Below are 15,738 nucleotides of genomic sequence, written 5' to 3'. Positions count from 1 at the left end.
CCACCAGCCTGGTCAAGGATCACCGCACACGCCACCCGGCTTTCGGACGGCGGCGTGGACTCAGCGGGCGCGGGGCCGGCCCGACCGCCAGGGGCGCCCGGGGTGGTCCGCCCCCGGCCGGGGACGCGGGGAGACGACCCGCCGCCGTTGGTGCCGGGCGGGCAGCGCGGGCGCGGGCAGGTCGTGGCGGCCGGAGACGAACTCCTGCACCGCGATCTTCGCGCGGATGACCGGGCGGCGCCAGCGCTCCTCCCGGTGGATCGCCTTGGCCATCAGGCGCGGCCGGGGCCGCCTCGCCCGCTCCGAGTAGCACCAGCGGGCCCAGGGCGAGCCGGGACGGGCCACCCGCACCGCCCCCACGTACAGCAGCGGCGGCACGAACAGTCCCAGCAGGCCGCTCCAGATCTTCCCCTTGAGCAGTGTGATCATGGCGAAGACGAGGTTGACGAAGAGGAACGCGGGGGCCGTCCAGCCGCCTCGGCCGTCCGCGCCGTTCCAGGCGAGCGGGCGCAACCCGAGCAGCAGCAGGCCGGTGGCCGCGATCGCCACGAAGACCGCGTCCACGGAGGTGCGGCCCTCTTCCTGCCAGTAGACGTCGCGCAGGTGCAGGATCAGCGCGAACTCGTCGAGCACGAGGGCGGCGCCCACGCCGAACACGGCCGAGGAGAAGGAGTACCACCCCGTGGACACGTCCGACAGGACCAGCCCGGCCACCCCGCCGAGCAGCGTCAGCACCACGCCGAACACCACGTGGTGGATGTGCATCTCGCCGACGCTCACGTTGCCGAGCCACCGCACCCGCGCCCTGATCAGCCGTACGTTCACCCGCGTGAAGACGAACGCCGTGATCAGCGCGACGAAGAAGCAGAAGAGCGGCAGGCGGTGCGCCTCGATGATGCGTTCGCGAAACCAATAGGTCATGAAGCGATCCCCCGGCCTCCGATGCTACGACGCGGCGGGAGTGGTCAGGCGAGAAAGCCGCGCAGCAGGGCCGCCGTGCCCTCCAGGTGCTCGGCCACCGCCCGTTCGGCCGCCTCGGGGTCGCCGTCCAGGATCGCGGCGGCGATGGCGGCGTGCTGGACGGCCGCGTGCTCGATGTTGGGCCGCAGCACGGGGATCGCGTTGAGCAGGTCGGTCACCCGCAGCCGGGCGTCGGCGCACGCGGCGGCCAGCAGCGGCGAACCGCTCAGCTCCGCGATCGCCAGGTGGAACGCGATGTCCATCCGGCGGTAGTCGGCCGGCGCCGCGTCGTTCACCCCGGACAGCCGGGCGGCCAGCGTCTCCCGCTGCCGCGGGGTCAGCTCGGTGGTCGCGAGCACCCGGGCCGCCCCGCACTCGACGGCCATCCGGAACGTCAGCGCGTCCTCGAGATCGTCTTCGCCCATGCGGGTGACGGCCCTGCGCAGGTCGCCCTTGCGGGGGCTCGGCGGCCGGTAGACGACGAAGGCCCCGCCGTACCGGCCGCGCCGTACGTCGAGGTAGCCGGCCTCCTGCAGGGCGCGGATCGCCTCGCGCAGCGTGACCCTGCTGATGCCGAGCCGGGTGGCCAGCTCGCGCTCCGGCGGCAGCTTCTCGCCGTGCGGGACGACGCCGAGCTTGATGGCCTGCAGCAGGCGCTCGACGGTCTCCTCGAACGCGTTGCCCGCCCGCACCGGCCGCAGCAGCGACACCGCGCCGGTGATCCCCACGGCCGCGTCCCGCGACGCGGACGCGGCCGGAGTCCGGGGGCCGGAGACGGACGCCTCCGCCGGGGTGATCTCCATGCGCATCGTCCCTCCACCCGTCACCGCGGGTCCCCCGTCCCTGCGATCGAGGTTAAACCCCCCGGGCATTGTTGACGACGAGGGGAACATGGTGCTTGCATGCCCTCAATGGTCTGATTCCAGACTTTTGGACGGGAGGCACCGTGCTCAGCGTGGAGCGACTCCGCGATGACGTCGAAGCGGGCCGCGTGGACACGGTCCTGCTCGCGGTCACCGACATGCAGGGGCGGCTGCAGGGCAAGCGGCTGTCGGCGCGGTACTTCCTCGAGGAGGTGCTGGACCACGCCGCCGAGGGCTGCAACTACCTGCTCGCCGTGGATGTCGACATGAACACCGTGGACGGCTACGCCATGTCGTCCTGGGAGCGCGGCTACGGCGACTTCGTCATGCGGCCGGACCTGTCCACGCTGCGCCGCGTGCCCTGGCACGAGGGCACCGTGCTGCTGCTGGCCGACCTGGTGTGGGAGGACGGCGCGGACGTCGTGGCCTCCCCCCGGCAGATCCTGCGCCGCCAGCTCGCCCGGCTCGCCGAACGCGGCTGGACCGCGTACGTCGGCACCGAACTGGAGTTCGTCGTCTACGACGACAGCTACGAGCAGGCCTGGCAGCGGGGCTACCGCGACCTGACCCCGGCCAACCTCTACAACGTCGACTACTCGCTGCTCGGCACCTCCCGCATCGAGCCGCTGCTGCGCAAGATCAGACTCGGCATGGAGGGCGCCGGGCTGTACGTCGAGTCCGCCAAGGGCGAGTGCAACCTCGGCCAGCACGAGATCGCCTTCCGGTTCGCCGACGCGCTGACCACTTGCGACAACCACGTGTTCTACAAGAACGGCGCCAAGGAGATCGCCGCCCAGGAGGGCAGGTCGATCACGTTCATGGCCAAGCCGAACCAGCGCGAGGGCAACTCCTGCCACATCCACATCTCGCTGCGCGACGCCGACGGCACCCCCGTGATGGCGGGCGGCGAGCCGTACGGGCTGTCGGAGACCGGCCGGCGCTTCGTGGCCGGGCAGCTCGCGGCGATGCGGGAGCTGACCCTGCTCTACGCGCCCAACGTCAACTCCTACAAGCGGTTCGTGCCCGGCAGCTTCGCCCCGACCGCCGTCAAGTGGGGCGTGGACAACCGCACCTGCTCGCTGCGGCTGGTCGGCCACGGCCCCTCCCTGCGGATCGAGAACCGGGTGCCGGGCGGCGACGTCAATCCGTACCTCGCGGTCGCGGCCATGATCGCGGCCGGGCTGCGCGGCATCGACGCCGGGCTGGAGCTGGAGGAGCCGTTCGGCGGGAACGCGTACGACTCCGGGGCGGAGCGGGTGCCCGCCACGCTCCGCGACGCCCTGGCGCTGTGGGAAGGCTCGCCGATCGCCGAGGAGGCGTTCGGCAAGGACGTGGTCGAGCACTACGCCAACAACGCGAGGGTCGAGCTGGCCGCCTTCGACGCGGCGGTCACCGACTGGGAGCTCTATCGGGGGTTCGAACGGCTGTGAAGATAGTCAATCCGGCGACCGAGGAAGTGATCGCCGAGGTCGAGATGGCGGACGCCGCCGAGGTGGACCGCGCGGTCGAGCGGGCCGCCCGGGCCTTCCCCGCCTGGCGTGCGGTCGCCCCGGGCGAGCGGGCCCGGCTGCTGCGCCGCTTCGCGCAGGTCGTGGAGGACCACACGGAGGAGCTGGCGCGGCTGGAGATCAGCGGCGCCGGCCACACCGTGGGCAACGCCCGCTGGGAGGCGGGCAACGTCCGCGACGTGCTGAACTTCTACGCGGGCGCGCCCGAGCGCAACCACGGCAAGCAGATTCCGGTGCCCGGCGGGGTGGACGTCACGTTCGCCGAGCCCCTGGGCGTGGTCGGGATCATCGTGCCGTGGAACTTCCCGATGGTCATCATGACCTGGGGAGTCGCCCCGGCCCTCGCCGCCGGCAACACGGTGATCGTGAAGCCCGCCGAATGGACCCCGCTGACCGCGCTGCGGCTGGCCGAGCTCGCCCTGGAGGCCGGGCTGCCCGAGGGCGTGCTCCAGGTCGTCCCCGGCGAGGGTGAGGTCGCCGGCGCCCGGCTCGTCGAGCACCCGGACGTACGGAAGATCGTGTTCACCGGCTCGACCGAGGTCGGGAAACTGATCGGCGCCAAGGCGGCCGAGCAGGTCAAGCGGGTGACGCTGGAGCTGGGCGGCAAGAGCGCCAACATCGTCTTCGCCGACGCCGACCTCTCCCGGGCGGCGGAGTCCGCCCCGATGGCGGTCTTCGACAACTCCGGCCAGGACTGCTGCGCCCGTTCGCGCATCCTGGTGGAGCGTTCCGTCTACGACGACTTCCTCGCGCGGCTGTCGCAGGCCGTGCGGGAGGTCAAGGTCGGCGACCCGAACGACCCGGCGAGCCAGATGGGCCCGCTGGTCAGCGCCGAGCACCGGGAGCGCGTCGCGTCGTTCGTCACCCAGGCCGACGTGTACGCCGCCGGGTCGTGCCCGACCGGCCCCGGCTACTGGTTCCCGCCCACGGTGCTGGCCGGCTCGTCCTCGGAGTCCTTCCGCAGGGCGTTCACCGAGGAGATCTTCGGGCCCGTGGTGTCGGTCGTGCCGTTCGAGGACGAGGCCGACGCCGTACGGATCGCCAACGACACGGCGTACGGCCTGTCGGGGTCGATCTGGACCCGCGACGTGGGCCGGGCGCTGCGCGTGGCGCGGGCCGTCGAGGCGGGCAACCTGTCGGTCAACTCGCACTCCAGCGTCCGCTACTGGACCCCGTTCGGCGGCTTCAAGCAGTCGGGCCTCGGCCGGGAGCTCGGCCCGGACGCCCTGTCGGCCTTCACCGAGACCAAGAACGTCTTCATCTCCACGGAGTAGATCAATGCAGCGTTTGCAGGACCGCGTCGCCGTCATCACCGGGGCGGGCAGCGGCATCGGGCTGGCCACGGCCCACCGGTTCGCCCAGGAGGGCGCCAAGGTCGTGGTGGCCGACCTCGACGAGGAGGCCGGCGCGAAGGCGGCCGGGGAGGTCGGCGGCCTGTTCGTCAAGGTGGACGTGGCGAACGAGGACGACGTGGCCCGGATGTACCGGACCGCGTTCGAGGAGTTCGGCAGCGTCGACATCGCGTTCAACAACGCGGGCATCTCGCCGCCGGACGACGACTCCATCCTGGAGACCGGCATCGACGCCTGGCGCCGGGTGCAGGAGGTCAACCTCACCAGCGTCTACCTGTGCTGCAAGCACGTGATCCCGTACATGCAGCGGCAGGGCAAGGGCTCGATCGTCAACACCGCGTCGTTCGTCGCGGTCATGGGTTCGGCCACCTCGCAGATCTCCTACACCGCCTCCAAGGGCGGCGTGCTCGCGATGAGCCGCGAGCTGGGCGTCCAGTTCGCCCGCGAGGGCATCCGGGTCAACGCGCTGTGCCCCGGGCCTGTGGACACCCCGCTGCTGCGGGAACTGTTCGCCAAGGACCCCGAGCGCGCCCAGCGCCGTCTCGTCCACGTGCCGATCGGCCGTTTCGCCCGGGCCGAGGAGATCGCCGCGGCGGTCGCGTTCCTCGCCTCGGACGACGCGTCGTTCATCACCGCCTCGGAGTTCCTGGTCGACGGCGGCATCTCCGGCGCGTACGTCACTCCGCTGTAAGGGGTATGCCCATGGCCCGTCCCGTGATCGGCGTGACGTGCTACGTCGAGCCGGCGAGGTTCACCGTCTGGGACATGCCGGCGGCGCTGCTGCCGTACATGTACGTCGACCACATCGCGCGGGCGGGAGGCCAGCCGGTCATCCTGCCGCCCGCAGGGGAGCCCGCCGCTCTGGCCGGGCGGCTGGACGGGCTGATCATCGCGGGCGGGGGCGACATCGACCCCGCCCGGTACGGCGCGCCGCCCGCCGAACAGACCGGATATGTCCGGGAGTTCCGCGACGAGGCGGAGTTCGGGCTGATGGAGGCCGCCCTGCGCACCGGCCTGCCGTTCCTCGGCATCTGCCGGGGCCTGCAGGTGCTCAACGTGGCGCTGGGCGGCACCCTCCACCAGCACCTGCCCGACCTGGTCGGCCACACCGCCCACTCCCCCGCCCCCGGGACGTTCGGCCGCCTCCCCGTACGGCTCTCGCCGGGGTTGGCCAAGATCTACGACGGCGAGGACCTGACGCCCGCCCACTACCACCACCAGGCGATCGACCGCCTGGCGGACGGGCTGGAGGTCACCGCCCGCTCGGACGACGGCACGATCGAGGCCGTCGAGGTCACGGGCGCGGCGTTCGCCCTGGCCGTCCAGTGGCACCCGGAGGCCGACGAGGACGGCCCGCTGTTCCACGCCCTCGTCGCCGCCGCCCGCCACTGAAGGTCCCGCGGGATCGACGCCGTCTTCGCCGGCCATCCCGTCGAGCGCGCCGACCGGCTCCCGGAAAACCTCGTCCGTCATAAGCCGTACCTCCCCGGGCCGGCGCCGCACCGCGCCGATCATCGCGTAATCGGCGTCACACTCTCACTCCGCGGGCATGGACAGTCGGCGAGAGCTTGATCTGTAACCGATTTCATTTAGGTTATCGGCGTATCGGCGCGCACGGGGGCGGGCATTGCGGCCCACAGAGCGGCGTTTATGGGCTCCGGAGCGGCCGGCATACAAACGACATATTTTTGACTCAAGCCGCCGGAGAGAGATATGGTCAAATGGCGATCAAAGCCGCATCGTCGGCGCGTTCACGCTGCTTTCGTGCGAGGGGAACCGTGTTATACGCCGTACTCGGACCGTTCCTGGCCATGAAACCCTCAGGGGATGTCATCGCCGGGCTCGCCCCGAGGCACCGGCAACTCCTCGCACTGTTCCTGCTCAATCCGAATATCGCGGTTCACCGGGACCGGCTCATCGATCTGTTGTGGAATGGCCGCCCCACTAAATCGGCGCCGCGGAATCTTACCACCTACATCGCACAGGTGCGGCGGCGGCTCTCGCCACGCGACCCCGGCCTTTCTCCGCTGCACACCGTGGACGGCGGCTACCTTCTTTCCGTCCCGCCGGGATCCGTGGATGCTGCAGTATTCAACCATTTCGCGGCACAGGGCAGAATCGCTCGCGAAAATGGCGATTACCACAATGCGGCGAGGATGTTCGAGAACGCACTGAGCCTGTGGCGGGGCGACGCCCTGCTCGCCATGAGGCATGTGGACGAGCTCTCCGCGTGGGCCGAACGGCTCGACGAGGACCGGCGCGCGGTGACCGAAGACCTCTTCGACGTACGACTGGCGCTCGGGCACCATCATGAGATCGTCGGCGGCCTGGCCCAGTGGGCCCGGCGCCACCCGCTGCGTGAACGGCCGCACCGGCAGCTCATGCTGGCGCTCCACCGGTCGGGCCGCACCCACGACGCCTCGGCGTCCTACCAGCGACTGCGCCGCACCCTGGTCGACCGCCTCGGCACCGAGCCGTCCCCCGACACGCAGGCCCTCCACCAGCGGATCCTGACCGGCGACGACCTCCCGTCCGCCCTGATGCGCCTCCGCGCGGGGCATCGGCCGCCGCGCGAGTGCGATCACAGGCCGTAACGAAAGCCCGCGAGGACGGATTTCTTGATCGAGGAAATCGGGGCGATCCTGCCGGTTACGGGGATGCCGGCGAACCACTAGGCTTGCAGCACACCGGTGATCCCGTGCGGGAGAGCGTCCTGGCATCCGGTCAGGGCCCCTGAAGGAGCAAGCCCTCCCCGCGAACCTCTCAAGGCAAAGGACCGTGCGGGCCAGGTGACCTCTGGAAAGAAGGCCGGAAGGCCTCGCCGAAGGTGAAAGTCCGGCAAAGATCGGACGAAGCTCTCAGGCGCCGATGACAGAGGGGGAGGATGCCCGATAGTCAAACGCAGCATCCGTCCTTCCGAGGTGCGCATGTCCCGATCCACCCCGCTCCGCGGGGTCCACGAAAGTCTGGGCGCGACCCTGACCGACTTCGCGGGCTGGCAGATGCCCCTGCGCTACGGCAGTGAGTCGGCCGAGCACAACGCGGTGCGCACGGCCGCGGGGCTGTTCGACCTGTCCCACATGGGGGAGATCTTCGTCGTCGGCGCGCAGGCGGGCGAGGCGCTCGACCGCGCTCTCGTGGGACACCTCAGCGTCCTCGCGCCCGGCCGCGCCCGCTACACGATGATCGTGAACGAGACCGGCGGCATCCTCGACGATCTCATCGTCTACCGCCTCGACGAAGACCAGTACATGGTCGTCGCCAACGCCTCCAACTACGCCCTCGTCGCCCGTGAGCTCGCCGACCGGGTCCGGGGCTACGACGCGCGGGTGACCGACCGGTCGGACGAGTACGCGCTGGTCGCGGTGCAGGGCCCGCGCAGCGCCGAGATCCTGACCGCGCTGACCGACGCCGACCTCGACGATCTGAAGTACTACGCCATCGTCCCCGGCGTCGTCGCGGGCACGCCCGCCCTGATCGCGCGCACCGGATACACCGGCGAGGACGGCTTCGAGCTTTTCGTGCTGAACGAGCACGCCGTGCCCCTGTGGAACGCCCTCGCCGAGGCGGGCAAGGACGCCGGGCTCGTCCCCGCCGGGCTGTCGGCCCGCGACACGCTGCGCCTGGAAGCCGGCATGCCGCTGTACGGCAACGAGCTGAGCGCGGCGATCACGCCGTTCGACGCGGGACTCGGCCGGGTCGTCCGCTTCGACAAGCCCGGCGACTTCGTGGGCAAGGCCGCCCTCGAGCGGGCAGCGGAGAACGGCACCAGGCGGCGCCTGGTCGGGCTGGTGGCGCGCGGCCGCCGCGTGCCCCGCCACGGCTACCCGGTCACCCGCGAGGGCGCCGTCGTCGGCGAGGTGACCAGCGGCGCCCCGTCGCAGTCCCTCGGCCGCCCGATCGCCATGGCGTACGTCGATGAGGGCGCCCTGGAGAAGGGCAGCCTGGCCGTGGACATCCGGGGCAGCCAAGAACCGGTCGACGTCGTCGATCTGCCTTTCTACAGGAGGAGCAAGTGAGCACCATTCCGGACGACCTGAGCTACACCAAGGAACACGAGTGGGTGGCCGGGATCGAGGACGGCCTCACCGTGACGGTGGGCATCACGGCGTACGCGGCCGAGCAGCTCGGCGACGTGGTTTACGTGGAGGTGCACTCGGAGGTCGGCTCGACGGTCGCGGCCGGCGACGCGGTCGGCGAGGTGGAGTCCACCAAGTCCGTGAGCGACATCTTCGCGCCGGTCGGCGGCGAGGTCGTCGAGATCAACTCCGCCGTCGTGGACAACCCCTCGCTGGTCAACTCCGACCCGTACGGCGAGGGCTGGCTGTTCCGCGTGCGCGTGGAGGAGGAGCCGGAGGACCTGCTGTCGGCCGCGGAGTACACCGCGCTGACCTCCGGCGAGTCCTGACAGCCGGCTGAGAGGCGAGGGTCAATGGCGATCAGCGTCTTCGACCTGTTCAAGGTGGGGATCGGGCCGTCCAGCTCGCACACGGGCGGCCCGATGGCGGCGGCGCACAAGTTCGTCCGCGGGCTGCACCAGGACGGGCTGCTGGAGAAGGTGACCCGGGTCGACGCCATCCTGTACGGCTCGCTCGGGCTGACCGGCAAGGGCCACGGCAGCGACAAGGCGGTCCTGCTGGGCCTGTCCGGCGACAAGCCGGAACTGGTCGACGTCGACACCGTCGACGAACGACTGGCGGCGATGCGGGCGAGCGGCACGGTCACCTTGTACGGCGTGCACGAGATCCCGTTCGTGGTCGGCGAGCACCTCGTCTTCGAGCGCAAGCTGTCGCTCCCCCACCACCCGAACGGCATGCGGTTCACGGCGTACGCCGACGACACGGTGCTGCGCGAGAAGGTGTACTACTCGGTCGGCGGCGGCTTCGTGGTGGACGAGAACGCCACCGGCGCCGACCGGATCAAGCCGGACGACACGGTGCTGCCGTACGCCTTCACGACCGCGCACGAACTGCTCGCGCACTGCGCCGAGACCGGCCTGTCGATCTCCGGCCTGACGATGGAGAACGAGAAGGCCTTCGGCCGTACGGAGGAGGAGATCCGGGCCCGTCTGCTGCACCTGTGGGCGGTCATGGCCGAGTGCGTACGGCGCGGCACCGGCCGCGAGGGCGTCCTGCCGGGCGGGCTCAAGGTGCGCCGCCGGGCCCACCAGCTGTACCGGCGGCTGCAGAGCGAGGCCGACGGGACCGACCCGCTGCGGGCGATGGACTGGGTCACGCTGTTCGCGCTGGCCGTCAACGAGGAGAACGCCGCGGGCGGCCGGATCGTCACCGCGCCGACCAACGGCGCCGCCGGCATCGTCCCGGCCGTCCTGTCCTACTACATGCGCTTCCTCCCGGGTGCCGACGAGGACGGCGTCGTCCGCTTCCTGCTCACCGCGGGCGCGATCGGCGTGCTGTTCAAGGAGAACGCCTCCATCTCCGGCGCCGAGGTGGGCTGCCAGGGCGAGGTCGGCTCGGCCTGCTCGATGGCGGCGGCGGGCCTCACCGAGGCCCTCGGCGGGACGCCGGAGCAGGTCGAGAACGCCGCCGAGATCGGCATCGAGCACAACCTGGGCCTGACCTGCGACCCGATCGGCGGGCTCGTCCAGATCCCGTGCATCGAGCGCAACGCCGTCGCCTCGATCAAGGCGATCGCCGCCGCCCGCATCGCGCTGCGCGGCGACGGCCGCCACTTCGTGTCGCTGGACAAGGCGATCAAGACGATGCGCGACACCGGCAGGGACATGCTCGACAAATACAAGGAGACCTCGCGCGGCGGCCTCGCCGTCAACGTCATCGAGTGCTGAACCTCGCGTCGCCGGCGAGCGCCATGATGTCGCGGATGTGACGCATGTGCGGCTCGCCAATATCGTGGTGACTTCCCGTCGAGGAGGAGGGCCGTCACGTGAGGTGGCGCGAGGCGCTGCGCCCACATCGGGCGTTCCTGATCGTGCTGGCGGCGGGCGTCGCGCTGCGCGCGCTCGCCGTGCTCGGCTACCGGCCCGCGCTGTGGTTCTGGGCCGACTCCTTCGCCTACCTCAGCTCGGCCCTCGACCTGCGGCCGCTGCCCTCGCGGCCGTCCGGCTACTCGCTGTTCCTGGCGGTGCTGAGCCCACTGGGGAGCATCACCGCCGTCGTGATCGTGCAGCACCTGCTCGGTCTCGGCATGGCCGTCTGCGTCTACGCGGTGCTGCGCCGGCGGACACGGCTGCCGGGCTGGGGAGCGGCCCTGGCGGCGGCGCCGGTGCTGCTCGACGTCCACCAGATCCAGCTCGAACACCTCGTCATGGCGGACCTGCTGTTCACCGCACTGGTCGTGGCCGCCGTGACGATCCTGCTGTGGCGCCCTCGCCCGGGCGCGTGGTCCGTCGTCGCGGCCCTGCTGCTGCTCGGGTTCGCCACGGCCACCCGCACCCTCGGGCTGCCCCTGCTCGCGCTGGCGCTGCTGCCGGTGCTGTTCGCCGGACGCTGGAGGACCGCGCTCGCCGGGCTCGCCGCCGCGTCCGCCGTGCTCGGCGGGTACGCCGTCTGGTTCCACGACGCCCACGGGTCGTACGGGATGGGCGGCAGCAGCACATGGCTGTGGTCGCGCACGATGACCTTCGCCGACTGCTCGGTGATGAAGCCGCCGAAGGAGCTGGCGGTGCTGTGCCCGTCGGAGCCCAGGCTCGCCGCGCCCGCCTACATCTGGGCCGCCGACTCGCCCATCCAGCGGGTGAAGAAGGACAAGGACCGGCTGGCGAGCGAGTTCGCCTCGCTGGCGATCCGCAGCCAGCCCCTCGACTTCCTGACGACCGGGCTGCACGACGCCATGTGGGCGTTCGAATGGGACCGGAAGGTCTACCCCGCCCCGGGCACCCAGAGCGCGTACGTGTTCCCCGCCTCGGTGAAGCCGTTCACCTCCAAGGTCGCCTCCGGCGGCCGTACGGCGAGCGCGCTGACCACCGCCTACCAGGGGAGCTCCGGGGACACGAAGGTGGCCGAGCCGTTCGCGGGGTGGCTGCGCGCCTACCAGGAGCAGGGCTTCCTGCGCGGGCCGCTGCTGGCGGCGGTCCTGCTGGCCGGGCTCGCCGGGCTGGCGGCCCGGCGGTGGACGGCGCTGCTGCCCTGGGCCGCGGCGGCGGTCCTGCTCCTGCTGCCGCCCCTGATCGCCGCCTTCGACCACCGCTATGTGGTGCCCGTCGTGCCGCTCGCCTGCCTGGCCGCCGGGCTCGCCCTCGGCACGGGCGCGACCCCCGCGCCATGGCGCGCAGAGGGGAGATCAGGGGGCCGGTCAGCGGCGGCGGACGTGCAGGCGAACGACCGCAAGCGCGTCGTCGCGGCCGACCGCGCGGCGAACGCGTGAGACCGCCGATTCGTCCAGCCGCCTGATCACCTGTCGCAGGTCGGCCGACCGCCGGAGCGACACCGACACCCGCAGCCTGCCGTCGCGCACGAGCCTGACCGAGATGTGGCCGATCCCGTCGATCCCCTTCAGCGCCACGCCGAGCATGGCGATGCCGGCGCCGGTGCGGCTGCCGACCCGGCCCCAGCCGAGCGCCATGAAGAGCCAGCGGGTCGCGACCAGGGCGAGCACCATGGCCGCCCCGGCCAGCAGGGGCAGCGCCCACGGCTTCCCTTCGGCCACGCTCGCGCCGGCCACGCTCGCGTCGATCAGGGCCGCGCCGGGCCGCCCCCGCACGGCGGTCAGCAGGCCGAAACCTCCCGCGACCAGCGCGAGGCCCACCAGCAGGAGCCCGACGCGGTTTCCCCAACGCGGACGCACGTCAGCCCCCTCTCCTGCGCAGCCGTACGACCACCTCCTGGCGGGACCGGACGCCGAGGCCCGACAGCCGGTCCCCGACCGCGGCGCCGACCTCGCGCAGGAGGGCGCCGGTCGTGTCCGCGTCGGCCACCACGGCGACCTCGATCCGCCTGCGGAGGATGTGGACGTCGGCCCGCCGGACATGCTCGACCTCGCGGGCCGAGGCGGCGAGCGTCCGGCGCAGACCGGCGCGGGTCAGTCCCATCGCGAGCAGCGGGTCCCGGCATTCCAGGGGCATGAGCCGAGGACGGCCGGGAACGAGCGCGAGGGCCACCAGTCCCGCCCCGCACACGATCATGCCGATCGCGGCGACGGGGACGGCGGGGTCGGCCGTCGTGAGGTTCAGCAGCCGGGGCGGCAGCCGCCAAGGCGGGGACACGCCGAGCATGACGGCGACGACCACGGCGGTGAGCACCCAGCCGAGCAGCGCGATCACGGCGGCGACCACGACGGCGGCCGGGGTCCGGCCCGGCCGCAGGACGCGCACGGCGCTCCGCCGGCCCGCGGCAGCGCCCCTGCCGCCTGTGTCGCTTCCGGCACCCTCGGCGCCCTCGGCGCCCTCGGCGCCCTCGGCGCCCGAGCCGCTGCCCGCGCCTCTGGCGCCCGAGTTGTTTCCGGCGCCCTTGGCGCTCCTCGCCGACGAACCCGCCAGGATTCCCTGCACGACGCTCATCAGCCGTTCACCCTTCCCGCTCACCGGGCCGCGTCCGCTCGGTAGTCACCTCACCATGGGTACACGGAGCGGTGGCGGGACGGGCGGGTCACCCGCCGCCTTGCGCGATCATGGCGGCGCCACGGCGGAGTTTTTGCCCGGGCCCGGTTAACGTGAACCTCGCTCATGTATTTCCGGGCGACGCCGTACTAGGCTGCGCCCATGGACGACCGACAGCGCCTCGACCAGGCGACGGCCCACCTTGAGCCGCCCTTCGCCGTCCTCGACATGGACGCGCTCCGGTCGAACGCGGCCGCCATGGTGCGCCGGGCCAGGGGCAAGCCGATCCGGGTGGCCAGCAAGTCGATCCGCTGCCGGGCGGTGCTCGAACGGATCCTGGCCATGGACGGCGTCTCGGGCGTCATGGCCTTCACGCTGCCCGAGGCGCTGTGGCTGGTCTCCACCGGCCTGCGGGACGTGCTCGTGGCCTACCCCACGGCCGACAGGACCGCGCTGCGCGCCCTGGGATCGGACGAGGTCGCGGCACGGGAGATCACCGTCATGGTGGACTCGCCCGAGCACCTCGACCTCATCGAGAGCCTGCGGCTCCCCCACCGGATCCGGGTGTGCCTGGACGTCGACGCGGGGTTCGTGGCCTTCGGCGGCGCGTTCCGGGCGGGCGCGCTGCGGTCGCCGATTCGCGAGCCCGAGCAGGCCGCCGAGATCGCCGCGCACATCGCCAAGCGTCCCGGGCTTCGGCTGACCGGGCTCATGGCGTACGAGGCGCAGATCGCCGGGGTGGGCGACGACGTTCCGGGACCGTACGGCCGCGCGGTGCGCTGGATGCAGGAGCGGTCGCGCCGCGAGCTGATCGTGCGGCGCGGCCGGATCGTACAGGCCGTACGTCAGGTCGCCGACCTGGAGTTCGTCAACGGCGGCGGAACGGGAAGCATCGAGAAGACCGTCGCCGAGCGGGCGATCACCGAGGTCGCGGCGGGCTCGGGGTTCTTCCACCCCCGGCTGTTCGACTTCTACCGGGGCTTCACCGGCCGTCCGGCGGCGCTGTTCGCCCTGCCGGTCGTGCGCAAGCCGGCTCCGGACGTCGTGACCGTGCTCGGAGGGGGCTATCCCGCCTCCGGGGCCCCCGGGCCCACCCGGCTGCCCCAGCCGTACCTGCCGGCGGGGCTCAGGTATCACTCGGACGAGGGGGCGGGTGAGGTGCAGACGCCGCTTCTGGGCGAGGCCGCGGCCGACCTCCGCCTCGGCGACCGCGTCTGGTTCCGCCACGCGAAGGCCGGGGAGCTGTGCGAGCGCTTCGCCGCCTTGCACCTCGTCGAGGGCGATCGGGTGGCCGAGGAGGTCCCGACCTACCGCGGCGAGGGCAAGACCTTCCTGTGACCGCCGGCCCGGCCCTCTGATCGTCTCTGTGCTCGTCCCTGTGCTCGTCCCCGCGAGAACGCGAACGCCGCCGTGAACCGCGTCACGGCGGCGTCGTCCGGCGGCGGGTCAGCGGGAGCGGCGGCGCAGCAGCACGATGGCCGCGCCCACGACGACGACCACGCCGATCCCGATCAGCACCGGAGCGATGTTGGGCGCCGCATACTCAGCGGGCTGCTCGCCCTCGCCGTCGGCCGGGGCGTACGTGCGCGGCCCCAGGACCATGTCCTCCACGGACGCGACGAAGTCGCGCGCGTTGGCCTTCGCCTTCTCGACGCCGCGCTCCGCGACCCGCTTCGGGCTCACCCGGTCCGCGATGGCGTCGACCGTGCGAGCGAGCTCCGCCCGCGTGCGCTCGATCTTCCGTTCCAGCGCATCGGGATCGGTGTCCGCCATGCGATCCCCCTCCTGTGGTATTCGTGTGTGATCAGTCTGCCAGGTCCGGCGGTCGCCCCGCACAGGGGCTGAGCCGGTAGTTTGGTTGACGCTTGCCCGCCGATCGCCGCGGGTCACCTTTTTCCGGAGGACGTGATGAGCAAGCTCCAGCCCGGCGACGCCGCGCCGGACTTCACCCTGACCGACGCCGACGACAACGAGGTCGCGCTGGAGTCGTTCCGCGGCAGGCGGGTCATCCTGTACTTCTACCCGGCGGCGATGACCCCGGGATGCACCAAGCAGGCCTGCGACTTCCGCGACAACCTCGGCGCGCTGACCGAGCAGGGCTTCGTGGTGCTGGGCGTGTCCAAGGACAAGCCCGCCAAGCTGCGGCAGTTCCGCGAGCGCGACGCGCTCACCTTCCCACTGCTGTCCGACACCGGCCTGGACGTGCACAAGGCGTACGGCGCGTACGGCGAGAAGACGAACTACGGCAAGACCATGATGGGCGTCATCCGCTCCACGTTCGTCATCGACGCCGACGGAAAGGTCGAGAAGGCCCTCTACAACGTGAAGGCCACCGGCCACGTCGCCCGACTCACAAAAGAGCTGGGGATTTCCTGAAATACCCCTTTCGCCACGCTCCCGGAATTGTCGGCGGCGGCCGATAACTTCCGGGGCATGGCGAAGTACAAGTACACCCCCGAGTTGCTCGCCGACGCGGCGGCCGCCGCGAGCAGCATCGCCGACGTGCTGCGCTATCTCGGCATCCCATGGTCGGGTGGCGC

16 protein-coding genes and 2 riboswitches are annotated in these 15,738 nt (G+C 71.7%); of the genes, 11 read left to right on the top strand and 5 right to left on the bottom strand.

Annotated features, from left to right (window positions below; translation table 11 throughout):
* Positions 1-60: 60 nt before the first annotated feature.
* Both FH610_RS19555 and FH610_RS19550 read right to left on the bottom strand, forming a co-directional pair.
* Positions 61-921: a hypothetical protein gene (locus tag FH610_RS19555; protein WP_225897839.1), complete on the bottom strand. Its 861-nt coding sequence runs from the start codon at positions 919-921 to the stop codon at positions 61-63.
* A 44-nt stretch (positions 922-965) separates the two neighbouring features.
* A complete protein-coding gene (locus FH610_RS19550) occupies positions 966-1,769 on the bottom strand; it encodes a FadR/GntR family transcriptional regulator (protein WP_240809064.1) in 804 nt (267 codons plus the stop codon).
* A 146-nt stretch (positions 1,770-1,915) separates the two neighbouring features.
* Here FH610_RS19550 and FH610_RS19545 point away from each other — a divergent pair, with 146 nt between their 5' ends.
* The 9 genes from FH610_RS19545 to FH610_RS19505 all read left to right on the top strand — a co-directional run bounded on the left by FH610_RS19545 (position 1,916) and on the right by FH610_RS19505 (position 12,027).
* Positions 1,916-3,253: a glutamine synthetase family protein gene (locus FH610_RS19545; protein ID WP_276607691.1), complete on the top strand. Its 1,338-nt coding sequence runs from the start codon at positions 1,916-1,918 to the stop codon at positions 3,251-3,253.
* Entirely contained in the window at positions 3,220-4,605 is a 1,386-nt protein-coding gene (locus FH610_RS19540; RefSeq protein ID WP_476703417.1) for an aldehyde dehydrogenase family protein, read from the top strand. The genes FH610_RS19545 and FH610_RS19540 overlap by 34 nt, the downstream gene beginning before the upstream one ends.
* A gap of 4 nt (positions 4,606-4,609) precedes the next feature.
* Positions 4,610-5,374, top strand: coding sequence for a 3-oxoacyl-ACP reductase (locus FH610_RS19535; protein ID WP_139575940.1), 765 nt, complete (start codon positions 4,610-4,612; stop codon positions 5,372-5,374).
* Positions 5,375-5,385: 11 nt separating this feature from the next.
* Positions 5,386-6,075: a gamma-glutamyl-gamma-aminobutyrate hydrolase family protein gene (locus tag FH610_RS19530; RefSeq protein WP_139575939.1), complete on the top strand. Its 690-nt coding sequence runs from the start codon at positions 5,386-5,388 to the stop codon at positions 6,073-6,075.
* A gap of 329 nt (positions 6,076-6,404) precedes the next feature.
* Positions 6,405-7,277: an AfsR/SARP family transcriptional regulator gene (locus tag FH610_RS19525; RefSeq protein ID WP_139575938.1), complete on the top strand. Its 873-nt coding sequence runs from the start codon at positions 6,405-6,407 to the stop codon at positions 7,275-7,277.
* A gap of 97 nt (positions 7,278-7,374) precedes the next feature.
* Positions 7,375-7,472, top strand: a riboswitch (glycine riboswitch).
* Positions 7,473-7,568, top strand: a riboswitch (glycine riboswitch).
* A 42-nt stretch (positions 7,569-7,610) separates the two neighbouring features.
* Positions 7,611-8,702 (top strand): glycine cleavage system aminomethyltransferase GcvT, encoded by a 1,092-nt coding sequence (gene gcvT, locus FH610_RS19520; protein WP_139575937.1) that lies wholly within the window; start codon positions 7,611-7,613, stop codon positions 8,700-8,702.
* On the top strand, positions 8,699-9,091 hold the full coding sequence (gene gcvH / locus FH610_RS19515; protein ID WP_139575936.1) for a glycine cleavage system protein GcvH: 393 nt from the start codon (positions 8,699-8,701) through the stop codon (positions 9,089-9,091). The genes gcvT and gcvH overlap by 4 nt, the downstream gene beginning before the upstream one ends.
* 24 nt (positions 9,092-9,115) lie before the next feature.
* On the top strand, positions 9,116-10,489 hold the full coding sequence (locus FH610_RS19510) for an L-serine ammonia-lyase (protein ID WP_139575935.1): 1,374 nt from the start codon (positions 9,116-9,118) through the stop codon (positions 10,487-10,489).
* Between the two features lie 98 nt (positions 10,490-10,587).
* Entirely contained in the window at positions 10,588-12,027 is a 1,440-nt protein-coding gene (locus FH610_RS19505) for a hypothetical protein (protein WP_139575934.1), read from the top strand.
* On the opposite strand, the gene FH610_RS19500 is transcribed toward FH610_RS19505, so the two are convergent.
* Together FH610_RS19500 and FH610_RS19495 are read right to left on the bottom strand one after the other, a co-directional pair.
* Positions 11,956-12,447, bottom strand: a complete 492-nt coding sequence (locus FH610_RS19500; protein ID WP_139575933.1) for a hypothetical protein — start codon at positions 12,445-12,447, stop codon at positions 11,956-11,958. The two genes, FH610_RS19505 and FH610_RS19500, sit on opposite strands and share 72 nt — an antisense overlap.
* Position 12,448: 1 nt before the next feature.
* Complete coding sequence (locus FH610_RS19495; protein ID WP_139575932.1) at positions 12,449-13,159, bottom strand: DUF6286 domain-containing protein; 711 nt, start codon at positions 13,157-13,159, stop codon at positions 12,449-12,451.
* A 201-nt stretch (positions 13,160-13,360) separates the two neighbouring features.
* On the opposite strand from FH610_RS19495, the gene FH610_RS19490 reads away from it, so the two are divergent.
* Positions 13,361-14,536 carry an amino acid deaminase/aldolase gene (locus tag FH610_RS19490; protein ID WP_139575931.1) on the top strand — a complete coding sequence of 392 codons (1,176 nt, stop codon included), beginning with the start codon at positions 13,361-13,363 and terminating at the stop codon, positions 14,534-14,536.
* Between the two features lie 108 nt (positions 14,537-14,644).
* Here the strand turns inward: FH610_RS19490 and FH610_RS19485 are convergent, their stop codons facing one another.
* The gene (locus FH610_RS19485; RefSeq protein ID WP_139575930.1) at positions 14,645-14,971 is read right to left on the bottom strand and encodes a DUF3618 domain-containing protein; all 327 of its coding nucleotides are present in this window, start codon (positions 14,969-14,971) and stop codon (positions 14,645-14,647) included.
* A 135-nt stretch (positions 14,972-15,106) separates the two neighbouring features.
* Between FH610_RS19485 and bcp the strand changes: the two genes are divergently transcribed.
* Positions 15,107-15,574, top strand: a complete 468-nt coding sequence (gene bcp / locus FH610_RS19480; protein ID WP_139575929.1) for a thioredoxin-dependent thiol peroxidase — start codon at positions 15,107-15,109, stop codon at positions 15,572-15,574.
* Positions 15,575-15,738 lie beyond the last annotated feature (164 nt).

This window comes from Microbispora catharanthi (genome assembly GCF_006334915.2).
Taxonomy (GTDB): domain Bacteria; phylum Actinomycetota; class Actinomycetes; order Streptosporangiales; family Streptosporangiaceae; genus Microbispora; species Microbispora catharanthi.
Note: the sequence above shows the minus strand (reverse complement) of the source record. Positions and strands in the feature narration are given on the sequence as shown.

Coding starts and splice junctions, on each gene's coding strand:
- FH610_RS19555 (WP_225897839.1), bottom strand. CDS start 921: ATGACCTATTGGTTTCGCGAACGCATCATCGAGGCGCACCGCCTGCCG.
- FH610_RS19525 (WP_139575938.1), top strand. CDS start 6,405: ATGGCGATCAAAGCCGCATCGTCGGCGCGTTCACGCTGCTTTCGTGCG.
- FH610_RS19530 (WP_139575939.1), top strand. CDS start 5,386: ATGGCCCGTCCCGTGATCGGCGTGACGTGCTACGTCGAGCCGGCGAGG.
- FH610_RS19495 (WP_139575932.1), bottom strand. CDS start 13,159: ATGAGCGTCGTGCAGGGAATCCTGGCGGGTTCGTCGGCGAGGAGCGCC.
- FH610_RS19485 (WP_139575930.1), bottom strand. CDS start 14,971: ATGGCGGACACCGATCCCGATGCGCTGGAACGGAAGATCGAGCGCACG.
- FH610_RS19510 (WP_139575935.1), top strand. CDS start 9,116: ATGGCGATCAGCGTCTTCGACCTGTTCAAGGTGGGGATCGGGCCGTCC.
- FH610_RS19550 (WP_240809064.1), bottom strand. CDS start 1,769: ATGCGCATGGAGATCACCCCGGCGGAGGCGTCCGTCTCCGGCCCCCGG.
- FH610_RS19490 (WP_139575931.1), top strand. CDS start 13,361: ATGGACGACCGACAGCGCCTCGACCAGGCGACGGCCCACCTTGAGCCG.
- gcvT (WP_139575937.1), top strand. CDS start 7,611: ATGTCCCGATCCACCCCGCTCCGCGGGGTCCACGAAAGTCTGGGCGCG.
- FH610_RS19535 (WP_139575940.1), top strand. CDS start 4,610: ATGCAGCGTTTGCAGGACCGCGTCGCCGTCATCACCGGGGCGGGCAGC.
- bcp (WP_139575929.1), top strand. CDS start 15,107: ATGAGCAAGCTCCAGCCCGGCGACGCCGCGCCGGACTTCACCCTGACC.